Below are 23,062 nucleotides of genomic sequence, written 5' to 3'. Positions count from 1 at the left end.
CTTTCAAGCATTAAAATTTGACCATAAGGTTTAAACCGAAAGTACGTGTACGTGGCAATCCGATTGATTCAAAACCCTGAGCATTACCGTTTGTATAACTCGATTCCGGATCAAAATTATCGGTCTTTTTATAAAAGGTAAGGATGTTACGGGCAACAAATGAGATACTGGCTGACTGTATCTTAAGAAAATCAAGCTTTTTAACCGGAATATTGTACGATAAAATGGCCTGGCGAAGTTTGATAAAGCCACCATCATGTACAAATAATTCTGAGTAATTACGCAGGTCGTTATAATAAGCACGCAGATCGCTAACCGGAATTAAAGCTGAATATGGATTTCCTGCCTGATCGACACCCGAAATGGTCAATCCGTTTTCGCGTCCGGGTAAGGTACTTTTTAATAATCCTAAACGGGTAGCATAAACTTCTTTGACAGAAAACACCTTATTTCCGAATTTACCATCGATCAAAAAATTCAGGTTGAAATTACCAAATCTAAAATCCTGAGTTAAGCCCATCGTCAGCGGCGCTACCCCGTTACCCAGCTCTTGCAAACCGGTAGCAACCGGACGTTTTGTAGCTGAATTATATACAATCTGACCTGCCTCATTTCTTAACATACGCGTGCCAACAATAGTTCCGTAAGCACTGCCCACCGTTTGGTTGATGTAACCCCAGTTGCCCACCGTACGTGCCATCTCAAAAGTTGTGGTTCCTTCTACCAGCTTCAATACCTCACTTTTATTATAGGCCACATTATAACTGATATTCCAGCCAAATTTATTGCCTTGAACGGGTGCCCCCGTCAACAGAAACTCAATCCCTTTATTACTCAGTTCACCGACATTTAATACGGCATTATTGTAGCCTGAAGTGGATGAAATGGCTGCGTTGAGAATATCGTTGGTTGTTTTGCGGCTATATGCAGTAAAATCTAATCCTAAACGTCCTTTAAACATTTTTAATTCCACACCAGCCTCATAAGTAGTGGAAGTATAAGGTTTCAGATTTGGGTTGGTAATATCGTTCGTGGTCACATTTTGAAGCGGTTGACCTGCACTTGGAACGTTACTATAACTTAAATTAATTCTGTATGGATCAGCAGCACCTCCGCCTACTTCAGCCCAGGATGCGCGGACTCTTAAAATATCAATTGATGACGGAAGCTTGAAAGCATCAGATGCGACAAAACTACCGCCTAAACTTTGGTACAGGATACTGTTGTTATCTGGACTTAAAGTAGAAAACCAATCGTTACGTGCGGTATAGGTTAAAAACAGGATGCTTTTATAATCAACATCGGCAGATCCGAATACCGAATTCGTCCTGATTCTTTGATAGGTAGGAATAGTACTCGAAGTGGCCAGGTTTTTATAGCTGTAAAAAAATGGAATGGTAAAGGTATTTCCATCCATATTTAACTGTTTATTTTCGAACCGGCGGCTGTTGGCTCCGCCCAATATGGAAATTCCTATTTTATCAGCGATGCGGTTTTTGTAATTTCCGGTAATCAGCGAGTTTGTTTCGGAAACATCCGATTTAATACCCGAATACTGTCCTTTTGGAATGTAGATATCACCTGTTGGCAAAATATTAACGTAGTTATAATTGTAAAAGTCGCGACTGATTACCCCTTTTAACTGGAAATTCTTCACCATATCATAGGTAATAGATCCCTGACCTATGAACCTGTTTTTTACATCATTTTGCTGGTATTTATTGATTACAAAATAACCGTTTGTGGCAATACCTGCATCGTTCCAGGGCGTTTGATTCCCAGCGGCATCGTAACCCGGAGCAAGCCAGCGTACATCTACCGTATTGGCAACTTCGTAAGGTGTCCAGTTAGGATTGCCCAATGCATCACCAGCCAGCGTTCTGCCAAAACCTTTTTCCAGGTTATACTGCGCTAAACCTTCAACCTTTATCTTATCATTAATCCTGGCGTTAATGTTTAGGTTAGCGGTTTGTCTTTTAAATCTGGTACTGGAAATAATCCCTTTACTGTCCAGATCTGACAAAGATAAACGGTAAATAATACCATCGGTTCCACCAGAAAATGCAATCGTATTGGTAAAGTTTGTTCCTGTAGAATAGAAATTTTTGATATTATCTTTCACCGCGCTGTATGGATGGGTTAATCCATCTGCAGCTACATAATCAGAGCCATCTATCTTCGCTCCAAACGATAAACGACCAGTGGCAATCGCATCGTTCTTCGTCATAGGCTTAACCCCGCCCAGCCCTTGTCCGTATTCATACTGGTAATCATTATCATTAATGGCATTCTCAATCGTAAATGTCGAATTGTATTCAACTCCGATACCTTTTTGTTTAACTCCTTTCTTAGTCGTGATTAAAATTACCCCATTACTGGCACGCGAACCATATAGTGCGGCGGCAGTACCCCCCTTTAATACGGTAATACTCTCTATATCATCCGGATTGATACTCGAAATCCCATCTCCTCTATCCACATTAGTAGCTAATCCATTCGTAGTTGCTGCACCACCCGGAACACTGTTATCAATCGGCATTCCGTTAACCACATAAAGTGGCTGGTTATTACCATTAAATGAACCATTCCCCCGGATAATTACCCGGCTGGAGCCACCAGGACCAGTAGATAAACCCGTAGCATTAACTCCTGCAATTTTACCTGTTAAAGCGTTAGCTACATTATTTTCTCGGGCCTGCGTAAATTCAGATCCCTTTACTTCTGTAACCGCATAACCTAAAGCTTTACTATCGCGTTTTATACCCAGGGCAGTTACCACCACATCGTTTAAGCTGCTGGCGCTTTCTTTTAATTTTACACTTATCGCTGTTTTAAAATCACTGACCGGAAGTTCAAGTGTTTCGTAGCCTACAGACGCAATGCTTAAAATGATCGGTTTTCCTGCCAGTTCACTCGGAATAGTGATACTGAACTGTCCCTGCGCATCGGTCGAAGCACCGGTTTTGGTCCCTTTGATATATACGGTAGCCCCTATTAATGGCAGGTTATCGCTTGCTGAAAAAATGGTTCCTTTAATTATATCAGCAGCAGTTACGGGCCTGGCATTAATAATAACATACTGCGACTCGCTGATCTTATTAAAATCCAGTGTCGAACCTTCTAAAGCAAAAGTTAAAGCCGTTTTGGGATCGCCAATGGCCATCAGCTGTGTTTCAGTCAGGTTACTGTCTTTATTTTCCAGAATGCCTGCTTTGTAAGCTATTTTAATATCAAACCTGGTTTTAATTAGTTGTAAGGCTATTTTAAGCGATATTTTATTATCGTTAAGGCTTTGCGCTTTTACGCCATTTACATGTGCCACATTGCGGGCCAGGAGCTGAGCGGAACAAAATAATGTACACGCACAGAACATCAAAGTAAGACAGCTGTGTCCAGCCACCCTCCTAAGGTAGAGTAATCTCATAATCCTGTTTAGTTTAGTTGTTGTTGGTTAATTGTTGTGGTTAATTATAGTTTAGGTTAGATTCAAGCGCTTAAATCTTTTCCAAACTATTTGGTTATGGTTATTTTCTTATTATATGTTTTAATGTTGAGGTGTAAGGTGGCAGATAAAATCTGGAGTAAATCTTTAACGCTGACTACATTAATTTCGCCTTCAACCGTCAGTTCGCCAAGCTTCTTATCACTCAACACGACCTCATAGCCCAGATCATCCTGTAATACACCAATCATCTCTTCCAGACTGGCATTTTGAAATACGAGTTGGCGTTTGATCCAGGCGGTTAAACGTTGCGGATTAACGATCTTCTGATGAACCAGGTTACTTTCTTCTGTATGTTTTACCAGATCACCAGGCTTCATCACAAACTGCATCCGCCTTTTATTTACATCGTCATAATCTACCCTGATCTTTCCGGTTAATAAGCCTACACTGGTTTTTTCATGCCTGCTTTTTACGTTAAAGGTGGTTCCTAATACTTCAATGTTTAGGTCTCCGCAGTGCACTATAAATTTTTCAGCTGGCCGGATGTGATTCGTATCGATGTTGATATGCTTCACCCTAAACAAAGCTTCACCATCAATCCACACTTCCCTTGGCCCGTCATCAAAATTGGCAGCATAACTGATTTTTGAATTTCCATTCAGCGTAACTTCCGATCCATCCGGCAGGACAATGGTTTTGATCATGCCGTAGTCGGTTTTAACCGCATCTTTACTCAACAGTGTGAAATAGAGTACAGCCGATAGAAGGACTACTGCAAAAACCGCCGCTACCCTAAAGAAAGGTGAAAAAGAAAGTTTTTTGATTTTTGGCTCCCCTGCTGTTATACTGCCCGAAATTTTTTCGAAAAGCGATTGCTGTGCCTGCTCATTACTGAAAACTTTTTGTTGGCGGTAAGTCGAAATGGTATCAAAAGCAGCAAGCGCAATTTTGCTTTTATGTGGATGGGCTGCTTTAAATTTTTCCCAGGCCAATACATCAGAAACGTTTTGCTCGACAACAAACGATAAAAAAGCATCATCGTTCAAAAAATCCTCAAAAGTGTAATGTGTATATTTAGAAAAATCCATATCAGCATTTATATATTCCCTATATACATGTACCTACCTAAATTATCCCTACATTTTCGAAAAAAATTAATTTATTTCCAAAAGTGCTCTTTTTGACTCTATAATAGCCAACATCATCATTAAATCAACGAGCTTTACCCGTTCCTGAAGTTTGCCTATAGCTTTATACAGCAGTTTATAAGTGGAGGTAACATTCAGATTCATAATATCTGCGGCTTCTTCGTAGCTTAAACCTTCATAAAATCTAAGGTAAATAATTTCCTGTTGCCGTGCAGAAAGGGTTTGGATGGCCTCTTTTAACTTACGCTGAAGTTCTTTTTTCGACTCATCTTCCATAAAAATGGTATCAAATGATACTTCGAAGTTAAAGGGATAATCGTCAGGAGAGTCTACATTTACAAAACGTTGCTGAGATTCCATTTTTCTAAACAAAAGGTTTCTTAGCGATTTATAGAGATAGTTTTTTACCGAAACGGGGTTACCCAATTGTTCGCGTTTGGCCCATAAATTCACAAATAAATCGTGCACCGCATCCTCGATCAGGCTCACATCCCTGGTAAATTTATACCCGTAATTATTAAGCGCCTTGAAATGAATATTGTACAATTTCCTGTAGGCATTCCAATCCCCTCCTTTAAAGGAATTCCATTCGGGTGCACTGGTTTCATGAAATTGAACCTTTTTTAACGGCATAGGGATAATTCGTTTTACTAACTTAGTAAAATTAAGCTACGAAAGGAATTTATGGAGAAATTCTGATTAAAATTTTGTCGTTTTTTGGAAGAATAGAGGGGATAAACAAAAAAGCCTCTAAATCTAATGATTTAAAGGCTTATTGCTTTGTGTCGGGATGGCAGGATTCGAACCTACGACCTCCACATCCCAAATGTGGCGCGATACCGGGCTACGCTACATCCCGAACTTTGGTATCGATCTTTTTTTAATCCTGTTGTAAAGTGGATTGAACTTTTAGTCGGGATGGCAGGATTCGAACCTACGACCTCCACATCCCAAATGTGGCGCGATACCGGGCTACGCTACATCCCGAACTTTGGTATCGATCTTTTTTTTAACCTTATTTCTAAGGGATGGCAAAGATATGGATTTTATTGGGTTTTCCATTTATTTTACCAACTTTTTTTTTCAGCGGAGAGGGCGGGATTCGAACCCGCGGTACCGTTACCAGTACGACAGTTTAGCAAACTGTTCCTTTCGGCCACTCAGGCACCTCTCCTTTCAAGCCTCATTTTTCTGCCCTACCGGCGTTGTTTTGAGGTCTGCAAATATAGTAAAACAAGTTATCCAACAAAAAAAAATTACAAAATTTGTTGATAATCTATGCGCACATGGTAGATGCTCATCAGCATTGTCTTGAATATCAATTTGATAGTCTCAATATCTTTTAACGTTAAATCGCAGTCATCTAACTGATTTTGCTCCAATTTGTAGTTAATTATACGTTCAACGATGTCATTGATGTTCTGCGCATCGGGATTTTTCAGACTTCTTGAGGCCGCTTCAACAGAATCGGCGAGCATTAATACTCCGGTTTCTTTACTAAAAGGTATGGGGCCGGGGTAACGAAAAATGTTTTCATCGACAAATTTTTCAGGTGTATTTTTCAAGAACGACTGATAAAAATAATCCACCCGGGTATTTCCGTGGTGTGTTCTGATAAAATCGATTATGGCTTCAGGAATCTGATTCTTTCTTAAAATCTCAATGCCTTTATGTACATGCTGGATGATAATCTGTGCACTTTGCTCATAAGGTAGCTTATCATGCGGACTCACTGCCGTATTTTGGTTCTCAATAAAATACTGTGGATTGTCTACCTTACCGATATCATGATACAAAGCCCCTGCCCTAACCAATACAGAATTACCGCCAATTTTAAATATGGCAGCTTCGGCAAGGTTAGCTACCTGTAAGGAGTGCTGAAACGTTCCAGGCGCTTTAAAGGCAAGTTCCCTTAACAGTTTATTATTGGTGTTGGTCAACTCGATCAGGGCCACATCTGAAGTGATACCAAAAATACGCTCGAACAGGTAAATTAAAGGGTAAGCCAGAAGCGATAACAGGACGCTAAACACAAAAGGAATAAAATTCAGCCATTCAATTTCGCGGAAAGAACCTTCGCGGAGCAAGGCAATGCCCACAAAAGAAACAAAATACGCTAACAGAATAAATAAGGCTGAAATCAGGAACCTTTCCCGCTTAACAAAGTTCTTGATACTGAATATAGCAACCATACCCGCTGTAACCTGATAAAAAACAAATTCGAAACTATTGGCTACAAAAAATCCGGCAATTAAAATCACCAGCATATGGAGGTAAAGTGCCAAACGGGTATCAAACAAAATCCTGATGATGATAGGCACCACACAAAAAGGGATGTAATACAAGCTGGGAATCTCCATTTTAATGGCCCAGGTTAAGGCGAGCAGCATCCCGGTGGTTACAATCAGAATTAAGGAAAGTTGACGGTTATCGGCAAAAATATCCTTCCGGAAAAGAAAAAGGAACGACATTAATATTGTGATAATAAAGCCAACCAACACTACCTGCCCCAGGTAAACCAGTGCCCGGCTGCCAATGGTTTTAGTTTGTGCATCGTAGGTAGCTTTATAAGATTCCAGTTTCTGATAAATTTCTTCATCAATAACATCATTCTTGGCCACAATAAGCTCCCCCTTTTGCACCATGCCTTTGGTTGTGGAGATGTTGTTCACCGTATTATCCTGTATGGTTTGCGTCAGGCGTTCATCAAATACGATATTTGGGGTAATGTGATCAATCGCCAGGTTTGCAATCAGATCGCCCATTACCTGGTTGGGGGCCTTGAAATTATCTCTAAAAAACTTCAGTGCCGATTCTGCAGTAAAAACATCTTGCGTGTTTTTCTCCTGTGCCACGTTATTTTCGAGCAGCGAAAAATCGTAGTTTTTACCACCGGCCTGGTGTTTCACATTCAGGCCAATAATGCCTTTCTGATAAATGCTCTGCAACAATTTATAGGCAGCACTTTTATATACATCCCTGTCTTTTTCGCTGAGCTGTTTCGATTTCCATTTCACATCAAATTCATTGGCAAACTCATCCAATGCATTGGCCGTAATGCCCCTATCCAATTGGTAAACGGGCAAAATATCTTTTAAGGCATTCTTTTTATCAGCCTTAACCTGCGGGTTGGTTTTTAAAATAGCAAAACTGAAAGGCGAAATCAGATCCTTGTTTTTCCACACCGCATTTTTTTCAAACTCATATCTAAACCGGGGCTGTTTGGGTAAAAATAGCGTTATAATGAAAACGGTAAATATCATCATCACATATTTCAGGTTTGATGAATACTTCCGGTAAAGGATCTTATGTGAATTTCTCTTGATCTTGGCCAAAACGAATGTATTTATTGTATTGTCAAAAATAACATTTTTATCTAATATAAATTTTGCACGTTTTGTTTGCAAATACCAGATTTTATATTTTATTTTATGATATCAAATTAATATCAATTATGTATCAAGAAAAAATTATCAATCCGCCATCCGGCTATTTAACTTTCGCTTTGAGCCTGGCATTGCTGGGCGCTTCCATTTTCTGTTTTGTTTCAGAAATTTTTCTTTGGGGAGGCGTTTTATTAGCGATAGATGTATTTTTATTGTTTCCAGGCTTCTTAATCATCAACCCCAACCAATCGATGGTACTCACACTGTTCGGAAAATATATTGGCACGGTAAAAGCTGACGGCTTTTTCTGGGTAAACCCTTTAACGGCAAAAAGACGTATATCATTGAAAGCGAACAATTTAAATGGACAGCAATTAAAAGTGAACGACAAACTGGGCAACCCGATCGAAATTGCAGCCGTTGTGGTTTGGAAAGTAAACGAAACAGCCAAAGCCGTTTTCTCCGTAGAAAATTATATGCAATATGTAAACATCCAGAGTGAGGCTGCCGTCAGGCATTTGGCCAACATCTTCCCGTATGACCATGCTGAGGGAGAAGAAACCAGCATTACGTTAAAAGATGGTGCCGAAAAAGTAAGTGAACTTTTGGAGAATGAGCTGAATGAACGTTTATCACGCGCAGGTATTGAAGTTTTAGAGGCCAGGATTTCGCATCTGGCTTATGCACCGGAAATTGCAAGCGCCATGTTACAGCGCCAACAGGCTACAGCGGTTATTGCAGCCCGTAAATTAATTGTTGAAGGTGCCGTGGGTATGGTAGAAATGGCATTGGAAAAATTATCGCAAAAAGGAATTGTAGAACTGGATGAAGAGCGCAAGGCAGCTATGGTAAGTAATTTACTGGTTGTACTTTGTGGCGACCGCCATGTGCAGCCAGTGGTAAATACCGGCACCCTATATAATTAGGTACAATGCAATTTGAGGAGAAACAGCATTTAAAACTATGGTGGCTATATCTACTAATAGGTGTTGATGCCATCATTGTATTGAGTATTGTGCTTTTTGATAAAGGGGGCATGAGCTTTACAGATTTAAAAGATGTTTATTTCGCACCGCTCTGGGCAGTACTGTTACCTTTTATCATTATTTACCTCATTCAGCAACATGTTTTAACGTTACGGATCAATCACGAAGGTATTTTTTATCGTTACTTTCCATTCAAAGCAAAATTAAAACATCTTCCGTGGGATGAAATCGATAAAGCTTATACGACCAAATATGATGCTTTTGGCGATTATGGTGGTTATGGCGTTAAAAGCAGGCTTTGGTTTAAATTTAGTGATAAGGCATATCTATTAAACGATAAAGACAGAGGCTTGCAGCTGAAATTTAAAAATGGCAGGAAGCTGCTGTTCAGCTCAAATAAAATCGACGAAATGGAATTGTTCCTGATCAACTTAAAAACAAGGTATAATATACAAGCAATACAATAAGAATGGCGGAGAAAGATAAAAAAGCTTTTGTATTAAGAATTAGTCCAGCTTTATTAAAAGAAGTAGAAACCTGGGCTGCCGATGAGTTTAGAAGTACAAACGGGCAGATTGAGTTTCTACTTACCCAGGCTTTAAAATCAAGAAAGAAGGGAAAGGGGAAAGAGGAATAACTGTAAATTGTTAACTGCCAACTGAAAACTGCCATCTGAAAACTGCTAAACTGATTTGGGCGTTACCCTTTCCCAATGAAAAAATCGGGAAAGGGTTGGGCTTTTCAGGGCTTCGCTTCGCTCCGGTACCGATGAAAACCGGTACTGAACCCTTACAATCCCTAACGCAAAACCCACCGCCTTAAATTAAATCTGACAGGTTTAGGATTTAGCTTTCTGTTAACTACAACCTTTCCAAAGAACCACCAACCCAAAGTTAATTAAACCTGATGGCAGCGGCAGCCCCGAAGTATGAGGGCTACAGCGTACAGCAGGACTACAGCAAGCGAAACGCACTAAACGTTCATTTCCAAAAAACCTTAATTGACTAAACTAAGATCACAACACCTAATCATTAACTCAACCTTTTTATAAAAACTTATCAACTACCCCACCCTATGGGCACCCCCTCCTTAATAAGGATGGGAGTAAACCGGCCCAAGAAAAACCAACTACCCCAAGCAGCACCAGCCCTGGTAATTAAACCTGATGGCAGCGGCAGCCCCGAAGTATGAGGGCTATAGCAAACAGCAGGACTACAGCAAGCGAAAAGTGCTGAACCATTCATTTCCAAAAAACCTTAACTGATCAAACCAAAAATCACAACACAAGCTAACTTCAAATCTTTGTCAAAACGAATCAACCACCCCGCCCTACGCCCAACCTCCCTCACAATGAGGGGAGTAAACCAACATCACTAAACCACTAAATCTTATTAAACCCTAAAGCGCTAAAACAACCTTTCAAACGTTATTTTAAAGTGTCCAAGCTTTGGAAACCTGTAAGGTTTAACTAACTTAGCGGCCTAACCAAAAATTCATAAAATTTAATATACATGAAAGAAGTTGTAATTGTATCAGCTGTGCGAACGCCTATTGGCAGTTTTGGAGGTTCATTGGCTCAATTTTCTGCTACCCAGCTCGGTGGTTTTGCCATTAAAGCCGCCATTGAAAAAGCCGGTTTAAAACCAGAACAGATCCAGGAAATATACATGGGCAATGTTTTATCGGCAAACCTTGGACAGGCACCAGCTACACAAGCTGCAAAATTTGCCGGTTTACCAGATTTACCTGCCACAACCATCAATAAGGTATGTGCTTCGGGTACCAAAGCAATTATGCTTGCTGCACAAAGTATTGCAAATGGCGATAATGAAATTATTGTAGCCGGTGGCATGGAAAGCATGAGCAATGTTCCCTATTACCTGGACAAGGCAAGAAACGGTTATCGCCTGGGCCACGGACAAATTACAGACGGTTTAGTAAAGGATGGACTTTGGGATGTTTACAACGATTATCATATGGGTTCTGCAGCCGAACTTTGCGCTACCGAATGCCACATCAGTCGCGAGGCACAGGATCATTTTGCCATCGAATCTTACAAAAGAGCGCAAGCTGCACAAACTTCAGGTAAATTTGCGAATGAAATTGTTGCCATCGAGGTGAAAGACCGTAAGGGAGAGATTACTTTGGTTGATACAGATGATGAACCCACAGCAGTAAAATTTGATAAAATACCTTCATTAAAACCTGTTTTCAAAAAAGACGGAACAATAACCGCGGCAAACGCATCTACCTTAAACGATGGTGCAGCAGCATTGGTTTTAATGAGCGCAGCTAAAGCAACAGCGCTAGGCTTAAAGCCTTTAGCCAAAATTTTGGGCTATGCTGATGCACAACAAGCGCCAGAATGGTTTACCACGGCACCTTCAAAAGCCATTCCCTTGGCTTTACACAAAGCCAATGTAAATATAACAGACGTAGATTATTTTGAAATCAACGAAGCTTTCTCGGTAGTTTCCATTGCCAACAACCAACTTTTAAAATTAAACGATAGCCAGGTTAATGTGAATGGTGGCGCCGTTTCATTAGGTCACCCGCTTGGTGCATCAGGTGCGCGGATTGTAGTCACCTTGCTTTCGGTATTGGCACAGCATGATGGAAAAATCGGTGTGGCCGGCATCTGTAACGGTGGCGGTGGTGCAAGTGCAATCGTTATCGAGAAAATATAACTTCAACTTGCCCGCATTTTTTTTGTGCATTTAATCATATGAAAATTATCAGATATTCCATTCTTTTCATCTTAACCACGCTAAGCTTTAGCTTAAGGGCGCAGCAAGCCGCAAATGCCTTAAATGTTTTTCAGGATACACTGATTAAAATATCATCAAGGGTTATTGCTGCGCAGGGCGATGCACAAAAAATAGCGTTAAACGGCAGTTTTGTAAAAACACTGGTGGAGGCCTTAAAAGTCTCCAACTCTTTTTCTTATCCTTTCGATTCGCTTAAAAATATATCGGTAATTAAATCACCCGATCAGGCTTTTAGGATCCTGAGCTGGTATGTACTGCTCGAAAACGGTACATATCGCTATTATGGTGCCATCCAGATGAATACCAAAAACGGTCCGTTGAAACTGTACCCTTTAATCGATCAGACCGATAATATTAGCGACCCAAATGGCATTACCAATAATCAGAAATGGTTTGGTGCCAGGTATTATGAAATTGTTCCGGTTACCAGCGGAAGCCGATTGCCTTATTATATACTTTTGGGCTGGAAAGGCAATACACAGGTAACCACTAAAAAGGTAATTGACATTCTTGCTTTTGATCAGGACAAGCTCACCTTTGGTGCACCTGTTTTTGACGGCAAAGAATTAAAAGGGAAAAACAGGATCATATTTGAGTATGCCAAATCGAATGCCATGACTTTAAAAACCGATCTGAAAGCAGGTATGATCGTATTTGATCATCTGGCCTCTTTTGATCCGGAAATAAAAGATAAATTTGAATATTATGGGTCGGACGGTACCTTTGATGGTTTCAAAATTATAAGCGGAAGATTAAAACTGCAGGAAGATATCATCCTTAACAATGATGCAGACTCAAATGATGCGCTTTATGCAGACCCCAAGAAAAATGTTAAACCCATCCGGAAGTTTTGATTTTAACAAATCATTTACCTTACTCCTCACTTAAAAATTTGTGAGTTTGCCAATCGCTCACTATATTGCGCCCTGCTAACTAGCTTAAACAACACACAAATTCTGAATTCATAAACTAAAACCAACAAATGTTTTATGCAAACATCTAATGAAACCATTAGTATTGACCATGATAAGGAACTAAACCTCCACTTAGCCAGTCAAGGGGTTTCTCCTGAGAAATTATTTAGCCATCCCGTTGGCCTTTTTGTGCTCTTTTTTACCGAAATGTGGGAAAGATTCAGTTACTATGGCATGCGTGCCATTCTGGTTCTTTTCCTGATAAGTGACCTGAGCAAAAACGGCTGGGGTTGGCCACGGCCTGAAGCCTTACAGCTTTATGCCATTTATACCGGTTTGGTATATTTTACACCAATACTTGGTGGTTTAATTGCCGATAAATTTACAGGTTATCGAAAAGCGGTAATCATCGGTGCTTTTATTATGACCCTTGGCCACGCTGCCATGGCACTTGAGGGCTTTAGCAATAACTTTTTCTATGTAGGTTTACTATTATTGATTGTAGGTAACGGATTTTTTAAACCGAACATTTCTTCCATTGTAGGTAAACTTTACCCGCCTATCAGCGATAAAAAAGACAGTGCTTATGCTATTTTCTACATGGGTATTAACTCTGGTGCCTTTATTGGGATGTTAATGTGCGGTTATATTGGCGAAAAAGTAGGCTGGCACTACGGTTTCGGTCTGGCTGGTATTTTTATGCTCTTCGGTATGTTGCAATTTTATTTCGGTCAGAAAATTTTTGGTGTAATTGGTGCATCTGTTGATAAAACCAAAGAAGTTGAAAAAGCAGACCCAACAGTAGAAGAAATTCCTAGAAAAGTGAGAAACCAGCGTTTATGGGTTATTGCCATCTTATCTATTTTCACTATTTTCTTCTGGATGGTGTTTGAACAGGCAGGTGGCTCGATGACTATCTTTGCCAAAGATTATACGCTAAGAAATTTAACCGGCGGTGCGGCAACCACTTTTAAATGGGTAGACAGTATTCTTACAATATTTCCACTGGTAGCCGTAACTTTCGTATTGTTCTCATTAGCCAGAAAAATATTCAAGAAATATCCGGCAACCATTTTATTCACCCTACTAAGTTTTGCTATTATTTGGGTATTAGCCATCTGGAAAGTAGACCGCGAACTGGGCTCTGTAAGCACCGAAGTGCCTGCCTCATGGTTCAGTGTACTTAATTCATTTTTTATCGTATCATTAGCTCCAATTGTTTCAAAAATATGGGAAACCAAATTTAACCCAAGTGGTCCGGTAAAGTTCGGATTTGGACTTATTTTCGTAGGTATTGGTTTTGCGGGACTGGCTTATGGAGGTTCTGCAATTCCGCGAGGAGCTACTTCAGCAGAAGTAAGTTTATTCTGGCTTGTTTTCGCTTATTTCTTTCATACTGTTGGCGAATTATGCATTTCTCCGGTTGGTTTATCATATGTAAGTAAACTGGCACCAGCTAATTTGGTTGGTTTAATGTTTGGTGTATTTTTCACTTGTACCGCTATCGGTAATTATCTTGCAGGAGCTACCGGATCAATGATCGATAAAATCAGTTCGGCTTATTCCATCTCCACGTTCTTCTTAATATTTACCATCATACCAATTGTTGCTGGTTTCATTATGTTCGCCATAAGTCCGATTCTGCGCAAATGGATGCACGGTGTTCACTAATCACAAAAATACTTTTACCCAAAAGCCCGATATTTGTCGGGCTTTTCATTTTTAAACCTATTTAATGGAAAAAACAGTTTCAATAGCGGAAATTCAGAATTTTGAAGGCAAATACCCGAAACAGCTCTGGCATTTATCACTGGTAGAAATGTGGGAGCGTTTCTGCTTTTACGGCATGCGCGGTGTGCTGGCTTTCTTTATGGTAGAACAACTAGGTTTAAGCGACCAAAAATCGAACCTGCAGTATGGCGCTATACAGGCTTTTGTTTATGCTTTTACCTTTATAGGTGGCATTTTTGCCGATAAAATTTTAGGCTTCAGAAAGTCTTTATTTTGGGGTGGAACTTTAATGATTATCGGAAACCTTATTCTGGCGTTCTCACCGCATGATTTATTTTATATAGGCATTACCTTATCTATTATAGGAACCGGTTTCTTCAAACCCAATGTTTCATCAATGGTTGGCGAATTATACCATGAGACAGACAACCGCAGAGATGCAGGATATGGGCTTTTTTATGCGGGTATTAATGTTGGTGGCTTATTGGGTGGTGCGATGTGTATCTACCTCGGAAAATATTACAACTGGCATTTGTGTTTCTTATCGGCCGCATTAGTGATGATGTTCGGTTTGGGTACGTTCATTTTCACTAAAAAACACCTTGGCCCGATTGGCAGTTCTCCATTGCTGCACCTTAAAAAATCAAAACAGCAGCTATGGGAAATGGCCGTTTATGCAGGTTCGGTATTGTGTATTCCGCTGATTTATATCATGGTCAAAAACACCGATTTTACTGACTATTTTATGTATACCATCGGCATTATTGCCTTGGTTTATTTCTTGTACGAGACCTTTAACATAAACGATAAAAAAGCACAGTATAAATTATTGGCCGCTTTTGTTTTTATCTTCTGCTACTTCATTTTTATGGCCATATCCGAGCAGAGTGGCGGTTCGCTATCATTATTTGCAAAAGATAACCTGGATCATAAAATCCTATTTTTCAATATCGACCCGAATGTGGTGAACAATAGCGTAAACTCGTTTTTTGTTATTGTTTTTAGCCCGATTGTGGGCATTTTATGGCTAGGTCTATATAAGCGTAAAATTGAACCGAATACCGTGGTAAAATTTGGAATTGGTTTCATTTTGCTGGCTTTAAGTTTTTACGTATTTTATGCTACCAGGTTCTTTGCCAATGCGCAGGGCATTAGCTCCCTAAATGTATTTACATTAGCCTATTTGTTATTGACGCTAGGCGAACTCTGTTTAGGCCCGATAGGGATGTCGATCATTACAAAACTATCACCCAAGAAAATGTTCGGCATGATGATGGGCCTTTGGTTTTTATCAAGTGCTTTTGGGCAATTGGCTGCCGGAAAACTAGGCGCAGAAATGTCGAGTATAGATAATGCTTCGCTGCCAACTAAATTAATGGCTTATACAGAAGGCTATAAAGCATTGGCTTTATATTCTTTAATTGCAGGTTTGGCATTGATTGTTTTTTCGCAGCTGGTTAAGAGGTTAATGCAGGAAGTGAGATAAAAGCACTTTGTCATTCTGAACGCAGTGAGGAATCTTTTTATCATAAAGATATAAAACGAATAGTCTTTCGGTTATATGCAGACTGCCTACAGATACTTTAATAAGAAAGTAAAATGTACTTTAAGATCTGGAAATGAAAAGACATCTGTTCCTGGCGGTCTGCTCTCCCGCTCTCTGTTTCAAATCCCAGCCCTTATGCTTCGCGCTCCGGGCTTTACAAGCCGACCGGGTTTAGAAACAATGGTTTAGTGACTTGAAATCTAATGCTGTGCCAGCTCTCCGAAATCAGCGGGAAACAATAAAGTTTGTATAGATTGAGGAATAACGGCACTAAAATAGATGATGAAACAAATTCAGGATGACAACCGCGGGTGCAAATCACGTGTAATTCAATGAAAATTCATAAAGGTTTCATATTAAATATTTACTTTCGCACATTAAAGCAGTTACCCGGCATAAATAAGTACAGCATACACCTACAAAAATAATTATATTACACGTGTCAGATAGTTTAGTCATCATTCCCACCTACAACGAGAAGGAAAACATCGAAAAAATCATTAGAAAGGTTTTTTCTTTAACCCAGCCTTTTCATGTTTTAATTATTGATGATGGCTCACCTGATGGAACTGCTGAAATTGTAAAATCATTACAAAAAGAATACGAGGGGCATTTATTTATTGAAGAGCGTGCAGGTAAACAAGGCCTGGGTACAGCATACATTTATGGTTTTAATTGGGCATTACGGCACAGTTATGCTTATATTTTTGAGATGGATGCCGATTTTTCCCATAACCCGGAGGATTTACCACGATTACGTGAAGCCTGTGTAAATGGTGCAGATGTAGCCATTGGTTCCAGATATGTTAAAGGCGTAAATGTAGTAAACTGGCCAATGGGCAGGGTTTTAATGTCGTATTTCGCATCAATGTACGTACGCATCATTACCCGGATCAATATCCAGGATGCTACAGCAGGCTTTAAATGTTACCGAAGAATTGTGCTTGAAACCATCCCACTAAACAAAATTAAGTTTGTTGGTTACGCATTTCAGATCGAAATGAAATTTACTGCCATTAAATTTGGTTTTAAGGTTGCGGAAGTTCCCATCATCTTCACCGATCGTACCGAAGGAACATCAAAAATGAGCACCCGCATCTTCAGAGAAGCTTTTTTAGGTGTAATCCAGATGAAAGTTTCGAGTTGGTTTAGGAGTTATAAAAAGGAGTCAGTAGTCGGGAGTCGGAAGTCGGGAGTCCAGAATCCAAAGTCTTAAATTCACATTGCCTAGTTGTATTCCACTTCCGACTAAGGACTAAGGACTTAAGACTAATAATTAGGACTTCCCTTGAGATTCTCTGATCATCGTTCCAAAATCCTGCCCCTTATCCATTGCTTTAACCGTCATTACGATTCTTTTGGTACGGGTAGATTCAGTTTTAGCCTGGTTAATCCAGTTGATATAATAGTTTTGGTGCGATTTAGGCTGTTTTAAAAAATTTTGGATTAAATGTGCTTCTTCTGACAGGCAGATTTCAAGATCTTCGGGCATTTCAATTTTAAAATCCTGATCTTCTTCTAAATAAAGTTCAACCCTTGCTCCGGCTTCTTTTTTTAATTTTTTACGCACTTCGCCCTTTAAGGCAATAATAAAATCGCCCGCTCCCATTGGCATAACTGCCATGCCGTTAATATCCAACTGATCTATCTTTCCTTTTACGCGGAAACTTTTTTTACAATCGGGCTTAATTTCATTGGCTAAAGCAGCCGGAATAAACACATAACTCCAGCCGGTTTTTTCGCCCATAGTTTCGAAACGTTCTATTTCTGCTTTGAAGTGGATCATGAGTTTAAATATAGAAATTATGTTGAAGAAATGCTGTTAAACGATGTAATTGTTAAGCTATTTATGCACGCGTTAGAAATGCGCGCAAGCGGAAATACAAGACAGATAAAAAATAATTATTTCTACTTTCAAACCTGGGTAGAAAACATCATGTCAACAGTTACAAAATTTTATTCGGCTCAAAAAAAAGCCAAATCATGAGCCGATTAGCAAACTTATTCGGCTCATGATTTTAAAAAAATCAATTAAAATGGTAAATATTGAGCATTATTTAAAGGATTTTCTAAAAACCTAAAGGTCTTAATTACTTCAAACTGTCCTTTAGTTTCAATGAATTTACGAAGGGCAACCGTGTCGCAATTAAACCTTAAATTAATACTGCCGAAAAGATTTTCAGCCTGGTCTATCTGCATTGAACTTAGTTTGCGGCCAATTGAGATATGTGCACTACTGCCATGTATGGTATAGCTTGTTTTGAGCTGCTTCCTCAGCCTTCGCAAAAGATCTTTTAAATAAGGTTTGGACGATTCATCTGGCAGCAAAACAGCAGCCTGGCTAAATTTCGAGAAACTTAGCTGATCAAAACCAACTTTCTGCTGTTTTTGGGTATAACAAAATTTTTCAATCTGTTTGATGTAAAAAGTCAGTTCATATTGGTCTGCCGTAAACGCAGTAACCGTAATATGTGCTATCGAATTCCTGCTGGGATACCAGCCAATCCTGTTGGCCAGTTGCGTTTTCAAGTCAGCAACCTGATCAATCATTTTTGCCTCGGGGTAAATCACTACTGAATACCAATCTTTCGCCAACCTCAAACTCATATCGTCATTTAATTTTTAGTTCATTGCTACTGGATTCATCTGAATATCTAATTTGGCGAACTTTAACACCTCAATGCTCTGGAAACCAAAATCTTCTACTACCTTACCCAAAATCAGGTAACAGCCTTTTCCTTTAAAAGGATACATGGGAGTCGTATTCGGGAAATGGGTGGTATCAAAAAAATCGCCTTTGGCATCTAAAAAAGTGCCGAACCACATTTTGGTCTGTTTAATGGTATGTACCGTTTTTTCGCATACATAATTACCGACCATTCTTACTGTTTTACCTAAATATTTGTGCATATCGGCTGCCATAATATCGCCGCGATAAGGGGTTTTCAGAAAATCGAACATTTTATAATTGAGCGGGTACCCCAGTAACTCCAACTCCGTGTAAGCATTTTCCAATTCAGAATCTGCCAGAGCAGGGAGCTGATAGGTTTTATAACTTAATTTAAAAAGTTCGGCATGGTTTATTTTTTTCTGTTTAAAACCCAGGTAATTGTGCACATCCCACAGCAGGGTTTTACGATCTTTGCCAGTAAACCGTAGTGCACCAAGCCGGATCAAAATAATGGCTTGCTCTAATGATATGCAGGTCCGTTTCACGAAATCTTCGAGATTAAGATAAAAACCATTTGCCGCACGTTCCTGTGGAATCATTTTAATGATTTTTTCTTCCAGGCCCTGAATGGCAATAAAGCCGAGATAGGCATCTTCACCTTTTATATTCACCACTTCATCACTTTGGTTAACACAGGGTAAATGCACCCTTGCTCCTGTTTTCTGCAATTCATGCACGTAAACCCAGCGACTGTAAAAACCGCCATAGTTATTTAATACGGCCACCATAAACTCCATGGGGTAATAGGTTTTAAGGTAAAGGCTCTGGTAACTTTCAACGGCAAATGAAGCGGAATGTGCTTTGGAAAAACTGTAACCGGCAAAAGAGGAAATCTGCCGCCAAACTTCGGTAATAAGCTCCTCTGAGTGTCCTTCTTTTCTGGCTGAGGCAAAAAATTTATTCACCAGCTCATCAAAAGCCAGTTTTGAACGGTATTTTCCGCTCATGGCTTTACGCAGAATATCGGCATCAGCCAGATCCAAACCTGCAAAATAATGACATACTTTGATCACATCTTCCTGGTAAACCATTACTCCATAAGTTTCGCTGAGCCGCTCTTTCATCACTTCACAGAGGTACACCACCTTATCGGGCGCATGGTAACGCTCAATGTACGATTTCATCATGCCTGAACTGGCCACGCCGGGGCGGATAATAGAACTCGCAGCCACCAGGGTAAGGTAATTATCACATTTCAGCTTTTTAAGCAATTGCCGCATAGCCGGCGATTCGATGTAAAAACACCCGATGGGTTGTCCTTCTTTGAGCATACCGTTCAGTTTATAATCCTTTTTAAAACTTTTAAAATCATGAATGTCGATATCTTTACCCTTGTTTTTTTTAATCAGCTGCACCGCCTCGCGGATATGCCCAATGCCCCGCTGACTTAAAATATCAAACTTTTCGTAACCTATGGCTTCTGCTTCATACATATCCCATTGTACTGTTGGAAAGCCCTTTGGCGGCATATCCAAAGCAGTGTAATAAGTGATCGGATCTTGAGAAATCAAAATCCCACCAGCATGAATAGAACGTTGATTGGGCATACTTTTCACGTATTGGTGCACCGCCAATAACTTTTGGTAAGTGGCATTAAGTAAATTTTCGCGCTCCTTTGCAGGGTCGGTAAAACTGTCTATTTCGCCTTTTGGCAAACCTAAAACCTTACCAATTTCCCTGATAATTGCCCGATCTTTAAAGGTGCTCATGGTACCCAAAAAAGCAACATGCCATTTGGGATAGCGCTTAAAAATGTACGTTTGTATGATTTCTCTTTCATCCCAAGAAAAATCGATATCAAAATCAGGTGGACTGGTCCGTTTTTCGTGTAGAAAACGTTCGAAATACAGATCGAGATCAATCGGATCTACATCAGTAATGCGCAAGCAATAGGCTACAATACTATTGGCGCCCGAACCACGGCCAACGTGGTAAAAACCACATTTATTCATGGCATACCTAACAATATCGAATGTGATAAGGAAATAAGCGCAGAAGTTTTTTAGTTCGATAATACGAAGTTCTTTTTCTAACCGTTTAAGGGCCTCTTCATTGTTTTCGCCATAGCGATATTTCAGTCCTAGTATGGCCAACCTGCGGAGCATTTTTTTATCGCCTTCTACACCTGTTTTGGTGTAATGAAACTTGTTTTTTGAGCTGGGTATCGCGCTATCTTCAAAATAGGCACTTAAATCGCAACTGTTTATAAGCTTTTGGGTATTTTGAACAATAAAAGGGTATTGTTCAAACTGCTGCGTAAGTTCAGCCTCGGGAATCAGAAATTCATCGGGATCGCATTTATGCTCGTCAGCTACTTTACTTAAAAGGGTATTAAGTTCGATAGCCCTTAAATATTCGTGCAGGCGATAAGTAATTTTGTCGGCTACCGTAACGGGGTGCCACACCAGCAGCTTTTCTTTTTGATTTAAAAGTGGATGTTTATACAAGAGATTTAGCTGTTTTCCACGGATCCCTATATATTCATTTGCCTTTAATACTGGATTAAAAGACTTTTGAAAGGGATAAATGATATATACGTTTTCCATCACTGGCGGAATTTCCGGCAGTGGAATGTTACCGATATTATGGTAACTTAAAAACGTATTGAGCTCTCGCATGCCTTCCCTGTTTTTGGCAATGCCTACATATAGTAACCTATTGCCAATCCGGAATTCGATACCCGCTGCAGGCTTAATTTGATAGGGAATATTGCCCTTGTGTATCTCGTCGGCTTCTTTGGCAACACCTTGTCTATAACATTCGCGAATAAACTCTATTGCACCGGTTGAGTTATTGATATCGGTAAGCACCATTTGATGGATACCCAAACGCCTTGCAGTAGCAATAAGCTGGTTAATGCTTTGCGTACCATATTTTAAGCTGTAAGAAGAATGCACATTCAAAAACATAACTTATTCGTAAGATTTGGTTCCAGTTGTTCCTTTTTCGCTCATAAAACTCCTGATTTTGGAGCGTTTTCTCACGTCAGGATCTTTTCCTGCTTCTTCGGTATTTTCGATCAGTATTTTCTTTTTACGGGGATTGTATTTGATCACTTTTCCTTTTTCATCACGGGGTGGCTGGGTAACAATGCAGGCTTTTACCACTGCTTCGGCACCATAGCTGTTACGCACCTTATCCATAGCCTGGCAAAGACTATACTCTTCTTCAGCGATATTATAAAGGCCAATCTGTTCGTAACCACTCACCAGATGCGAAAGTTTTACGCCTACCAACCGCAACAGCATCCGTTTTGAATATACTTTTTCGAACAGGCTATGTGCTTTGCTGATCAGAAATGAATCGAGCGAGGTATACGGAATCCGCTCCTGCTGGGTAACGGTTTCGAAATTGGTGTAACGCACAGTTACAGTAATACAGGCCGTAAGTTTTTTCTGATTACGCAACTGAAAGGTTAATCCGCTAACCATTCCGGTTATAATGGCCTTTAATTTTGCCATATCCATGGTATCACTTTCGAAAGTGGCCTGTGTACCAATTGATTTTCGCTCGCGGTACGGCACCACGGGCGAAAGATCAATTCCGTTTGCTTTTTGCCACAAACTTAAGCCATGCTGTCCCAAAATCTTAAACATCAGCTGTTGAGGGATCTGCGTAAGCGTAAGGATATTACGTACCCCCATTTCGCTTAATTTTTTATAGGTAGCATGGCCAATACCCGGAATTTTATGGATGGCCAAAGGATCGAGAAAAGGCCGCAACTCCGGAAAGGTAACCTGCCGTTCGCCATCAGGCTTAGACTCATTCGTGGCTATTTTGGCTACGGTTTTATTGATCGATAAGCCGAAAGAAATAGGCAGCTGCATCTCTTTCATAATGGTTTGCCTCAGTTCTGAAGCGAATTTCATGCAGCCAAAAAAGCGATCCATACCCGTCATATCAATATAATGTTCGTCAATACTGGCTTTTTCAAAAAGCGGGACTTTATCCGCAATAATTTCGGTAATATCATGCGATGCTTTGGAATATTCTTCCATATCGCCTTTTAAAAATATAGCCTGGGGGCATAGTAATTTTGCCGTTCTGCCGGGCATTGCAGAGTGTATACCGTACTGACGTGCTTCGTAACTACAGGAAGCCACTACACCTCTATCTCCACCACCACCAATAATTACCGGTTTACCCGATAGCTTAGGATTTTTTCTGATTTCTACAGATACAAAAAATGCATCCTGATCCATATGAATAATCTGCCTGTCTTTATCCATTTTCTTTTTTATAAGGATGATTGAAAATCAAAAATACTAATATTTTTAGTTTTAATAAAAATATTAGAGATGCCGGTTGTTAATTAATACTAATTATTTTAGCTAAACACATTAAAATGATTGATACATAAAGCATCTATTTAAACATTACGGTAATCGAATAACCGATAGCGGTGGT

At 39.8% G+C, this 23,062-nt stretch carries 16 protein-coding genes and 3 tRNA genes; 8 read left to right on the top strand and 11 right to left on the bottom strand.

The window, feature by feature from the left end; all coding sequences use genetic code 11:
* Nucleotides 1-10: 10 nt before the first annotated feature.
* The 7 genes from ABEG20_RS06200 to ABEG20_RS06170 all read right to left on the bottom strand — a co-directional run bounded on the left by ABEG20_RS06200 (nucleotide 11) and on the right by ABEG20_RS06170 (nucleotide 7,928).
* Nucleotides 11-3,424: a SusC/RagA family TonB-linked outer membrane protein gene (locus tag ABEG20_RS06200; RefSeq protein WP_406826514.1), complete on the bottom strand. Its 3,414-nt coding sequence runs from the start codon at nucleotides 3,422-3,424 to the stop codon at nucleotides 11-13.
* Nucleotides 3,425-3,510: 86 nt separating this feature from the next.
* On the bottom strand, nucleotides 3,511-4,533 hold the full coding sequence (locus ABEG20_RS06195) for a FecR family protein (protein ID WP_406826513.1): 1,023 nt from the start codon (nucleotides 4,531-4,533) through the stop codon (nucleotides 3,511-3,513).
* Nucleotides 4,534-4,599: 66 nt separating this feature from the next.
* Nucleotides 4,600-5,226, bottom strand: coding sequence for an RNA polymerase sigma factor (locus ABEG20_RS06190; RefSeq protein ID WP_406826512.1), 627 nt, complete (start codon nucleotides 5,224-5,226; stop codon nucleotides 4,600-4,602).
* Nucleotides 5,227-5,378: 152 nt separating this feature from the next.
* Nucleotides 5,379-5,452: transfer RNA gene (locus tag ABEG20_RS06185), tRNA-Pro, on the bottom strand.
* A 54-nt stretch (nucleotides 5,453-5,506) separates the two neighbouring features.
* Nucleotides 5,507-5,580 (bottom strand) — tRNA-Pro (locus ABEG20_RS06180).
* A gap of 100 nt (nucleotides 5,581-5,680) precedes the next feature.
* Nucleotides 5,681-5,767, bottom strand: a tRNA-Ser gene (locus tag ABEG20_RS06175).
* Between the two features lie 82 nt (nucleotides 5,768-5,849).
* Nucleotides 5,850-7,928, bottom strand: a complete 2,079-nt coding sequence (locus tag ABEG20_RS06170) for an HD family phosphohydrolase (RefSeq protein WP_406826511.1) — start codon at nucleotides 7,926-7,928, stop codon at nucleotides 5,850-5,852.
* Nucleotides 7,929-8,047: 119 nt separating this feature from the next.
* On the opposite strand from ABEG20_RS06170, the gene ABEG20_RS06165 reads away from it, so the two are divergent.
* From ABEG20_RS06165 to ABEG20_RS06130, 8 genes are all read left to right on the top strand, one after another.
* Nucleotides 8,048-8,905: an SPFH domain-containing protein gene (locus ABEG20_RS06165; RefSeq protein ID WP_406826510.1), complete on the top strand. Its 858-nt coding sequence runs from the start codon at nucleotides 8,048-8,050 to the stop codon at nucleotides 8,903-8,905.
* Nucleotides 8,906-8,910: 5 nt separating this feature from the next.
* A complete protein-coding gene (locus ABEG20_RS06160; protein WP_406826509.1) occupies nucleotides 8,911-9,432 on the top strand; it encodes a hypothetical protein in 522 nt (173 codons plus the stop codon).
* A gap of 2 nt (nucleotides 9,433-9,434) precedes the next feature.
* The gene (locus ABEG20_RS06155; RefSeq protein ID WP_406826508.1) at nucleotides 9,435-9,602 is read left to right on the top strand and encodes an Arc family DNA binding domain-containing protein; all 168 of its coding nucleotides are present in this window, start codon (nucleotides 9,435-9,437) and stop codon (nucleotides 9,600-9,602) included.
* An 874-nt stretch (nucleotides 9,603-10,476) separates the two neighbouring features.
* On the top strand, nucleotides 10,477-11,652 hold the full coding sequence (locus ABEG20_RS06150) for an acetyl-CoA C-acyltransferase (protein ID WP_406826507.1): 1,176 nt from the start codon (nucleotides 10,477-10,479) through the stop codon (nucleotides 11,650-11,652).
* A 38-nt stretch (nucleotides 11,653-11,690) separates the two neighbouring features.
* Nucleotides 11,691-12,587 carry a hypothetical protein gene (locus tag ABEG20_RS06145; protein ID WP_406826506.1) on the top strand — a complete coding sequence of 299 codons (897 nt, stop codon included), beginning with the start codon at nucleotides 11,691-11,693 and terminating at the stop codon, nucleotides 12,585-12,587.
* Nucleotides 12,588-12,722: 135 nt separating this feature from the next.
* On the top strand, nucleotides 12,723-14,318 hold the full coding sequence (locus ABEG20_RS06140; protein WP_406826505.1) for a peptide MFS transporter: 1,596 nt from the start codon (nucleotides 12,723-12,725) through the stop codon (nucleotides 14,316-14,318).
* A 64-nt stretch (nucleotides 14,319-14,382) separates the two neighbouring features.
* Nucleotides 14,383-15,864 (top strand): peptide MFS transporter, encoded by a 1,482-nt coding sequence (locus ABEG20_RS06135; protein WP_406826504.1) that lies wholly within the window; start codon nucleotides 14,383-14,385, stop codon nucleotides 15,862-15,864.
* A gap of 499 nt (nucleotides 15,865-16,363) precedes the next feature.
* Complete coding sequence (locus ABEG20_RS06130) at nucleotides 16,364-17,140, top strand: polyprenol monophosphomannose synthase (protein ID WP_406826503.1); 777 nt, start codon at nucleotides 16,364-16,366, stop codon at nucleotides 17,138-17,140.
* A 60-nt stretch (nucleotides 17,141-17,200) separates the two neighbouring features.
* Here the strand turns inward: ABEG20_RS06130 and ABEG20_RS06125 are convergent, their stop codons facing one another.
* From ABEG20_RS06125 to dinB, 4 genes are all read right to left on the bottom strand, one after another.
* The gene (locus ABEG20_RS06125) at nucleotides 17,201-17,710 is read right to left on the bottom strand and encodes a YdeI/OmpD-associated family protein (protein WP_406826502.1); all 510 of its coding nucleotides are present in this window, start codon (nucleotides 17,708-17,710) and stop codon (nucleotides 17,201-17,203) included.
* A gap of 245 nt (nucleotides 17,711-17,955) precedes the next feature.
* Nucleotides 17,956-18,531 carry a hypothetical protein gene (locus ABEG20_RS06120; RefSeq protein WP_406826501.1) on the bottom strand — a complete coding sequence of 192 codons (576 nt, stop codon included), beginning with the start codon at nucleotides 18,529-18,531 and terminating at the stop codon, nucleotides 17,956-17,958.
* A gap of 15 nt (nucleotides 18,532-18,546) precedes the next feature.
* Nucleotides 18,547-21,564: a DNA polymerase III subunit alpha gene (gene dnaE, locus ABEG20_RS06115; protein ID WP_406826500.1), complete on the bottom strand. Its 3,018-nt coding sequence runs from the start codon at nucleotides 21,562-21,564 to the stop codon at nucleotides 18,547-18,549.
* A gap of 3 nt (nucleotides 21,565-21,567) precedes the next feature.
* A complete protein-coding gene (gene dinB, locus ABEG20_RS06110) occupies nucleotides 21,568-22,884 on the bottom strand; it encodes a DNA polymerase IV (protein WP_406826499.1) in 1,317 nt (438 codons plus the stop codon).
* Nucleotides 22,885-23,062 lie beyond the last annotated feature (178 nt).

The sequence above is a fragment of the Pedobacter sp. KACC 23697 genome (assembly GCF_045348445.1).
Taxonomy (GTDB): Bacteria; Bacteroidota; Bacteroidia; order Sphingobacteriales; family Sphingobacteriaceae; genus Pedobacter.
The sequence above is the reverse complement of the archived record's forward strand: the minus strand, read 5'-3'. Positions and strand labels throughout refer to the sequence as shown.

Bases quoted from the DNA above. Each gene is read 5' to 3' on its own strand.
- ABEG20_RS06200 (WP_406826514.1), bottom strand. From the start codon at position 3,424: ATGAGATTACTCTACCTTAGGAGGGTGGCTGGACACAGCTGTCTTACT.
- ABEG20_RS06195 (WP_406826513.1), bottom strand. From the start codon at position 4,533: ATGGATTTTTCTAAATATACACATTACACTTTTGAGGATTTTTTGAAC.
- ABEG20_RS06190 (WP_406826512.1), bottom strand. From the start codon at position 5,226: ATGCCGTTAAAAAAGGTTCAATTTCATGAAACCAGTGCACCCGAATGG.
- ABEG20_RS06165 (WP_406826510.1), top strand. From the start codon at position 8,048: ATGTATCAAGAAAAAATTATCAATCCGCCATCCGGCTATTTAACTTTC.
- ABEG20_RS06160 (WP_406826509.1), top strand. From the start codon at position 8,911: ATGCAATTTGAGGAGAAACAGCATTTAAAACTATGGTGGCTATATCTA.
- ABEG20_RS06155 (WP_406826508.1), top strand. From the start codon at position 9,435: ATGGCGGAGAAAGATAAAAAAGCTTTTGTATTAAGAATTAGTCCAGCT.
- ABEG20_RS06150 (WP_406826507.1), top strand. From the start codon at position 10,477: ATGAAAGAAGTTGTAATTGTATCAGCTGTGCGAACGCCTATTGGCAGT.
- ABEG20_RS06145 (WP_406826506.1), top strand. From the start codon at position 11,691: ATGAAAATTATCAGATATTCCATTCTTTTCATCTTAACCACGCTAAGC.
- ABEG20_RS06140 (WP_406826505.1), top strand. From the start codon at position 12,723: ATGCAAACATCTAATGAAACCATTAGTATTGACCATGATAAGGAACTA.
- ABEG20_RS06135 (WP_406826504.1), top strand. From the start codon at position 14,383: ATGGAAAAAACAGTTTCAATAGCGGAAATTCAGAATTTTGAAGGCAAA.
- ABEG20_RS06125 (WP_406826502.1), bottom strand. From the start codon at position 17,710: ATGATCCACTTCAAAGCAGAAATAGAACGTTTCGAAACTATGGGCGAA.
- ABEG20_RS06120 (WP_406826501.1), bottom strand. From the start codon at position 18,531: ATGAGTTTGAGGTTGGCGAAAGATTGGTATTCAGTAGTGATTTACCCC.
- dnaE (WP_406826500.1), bottom strand. From the start codon at position 21,564: ATGTTTTTGAATGTGCATTCTTCTTACAGCTTAAAATATGGTACGCAA.
- dinB (WP_406826499.1), bottom strand. From the start codon at position 22,884: ATGGATAAAGACAGGCAGATTATTCATATGGATCAGGATGCATTTTTT.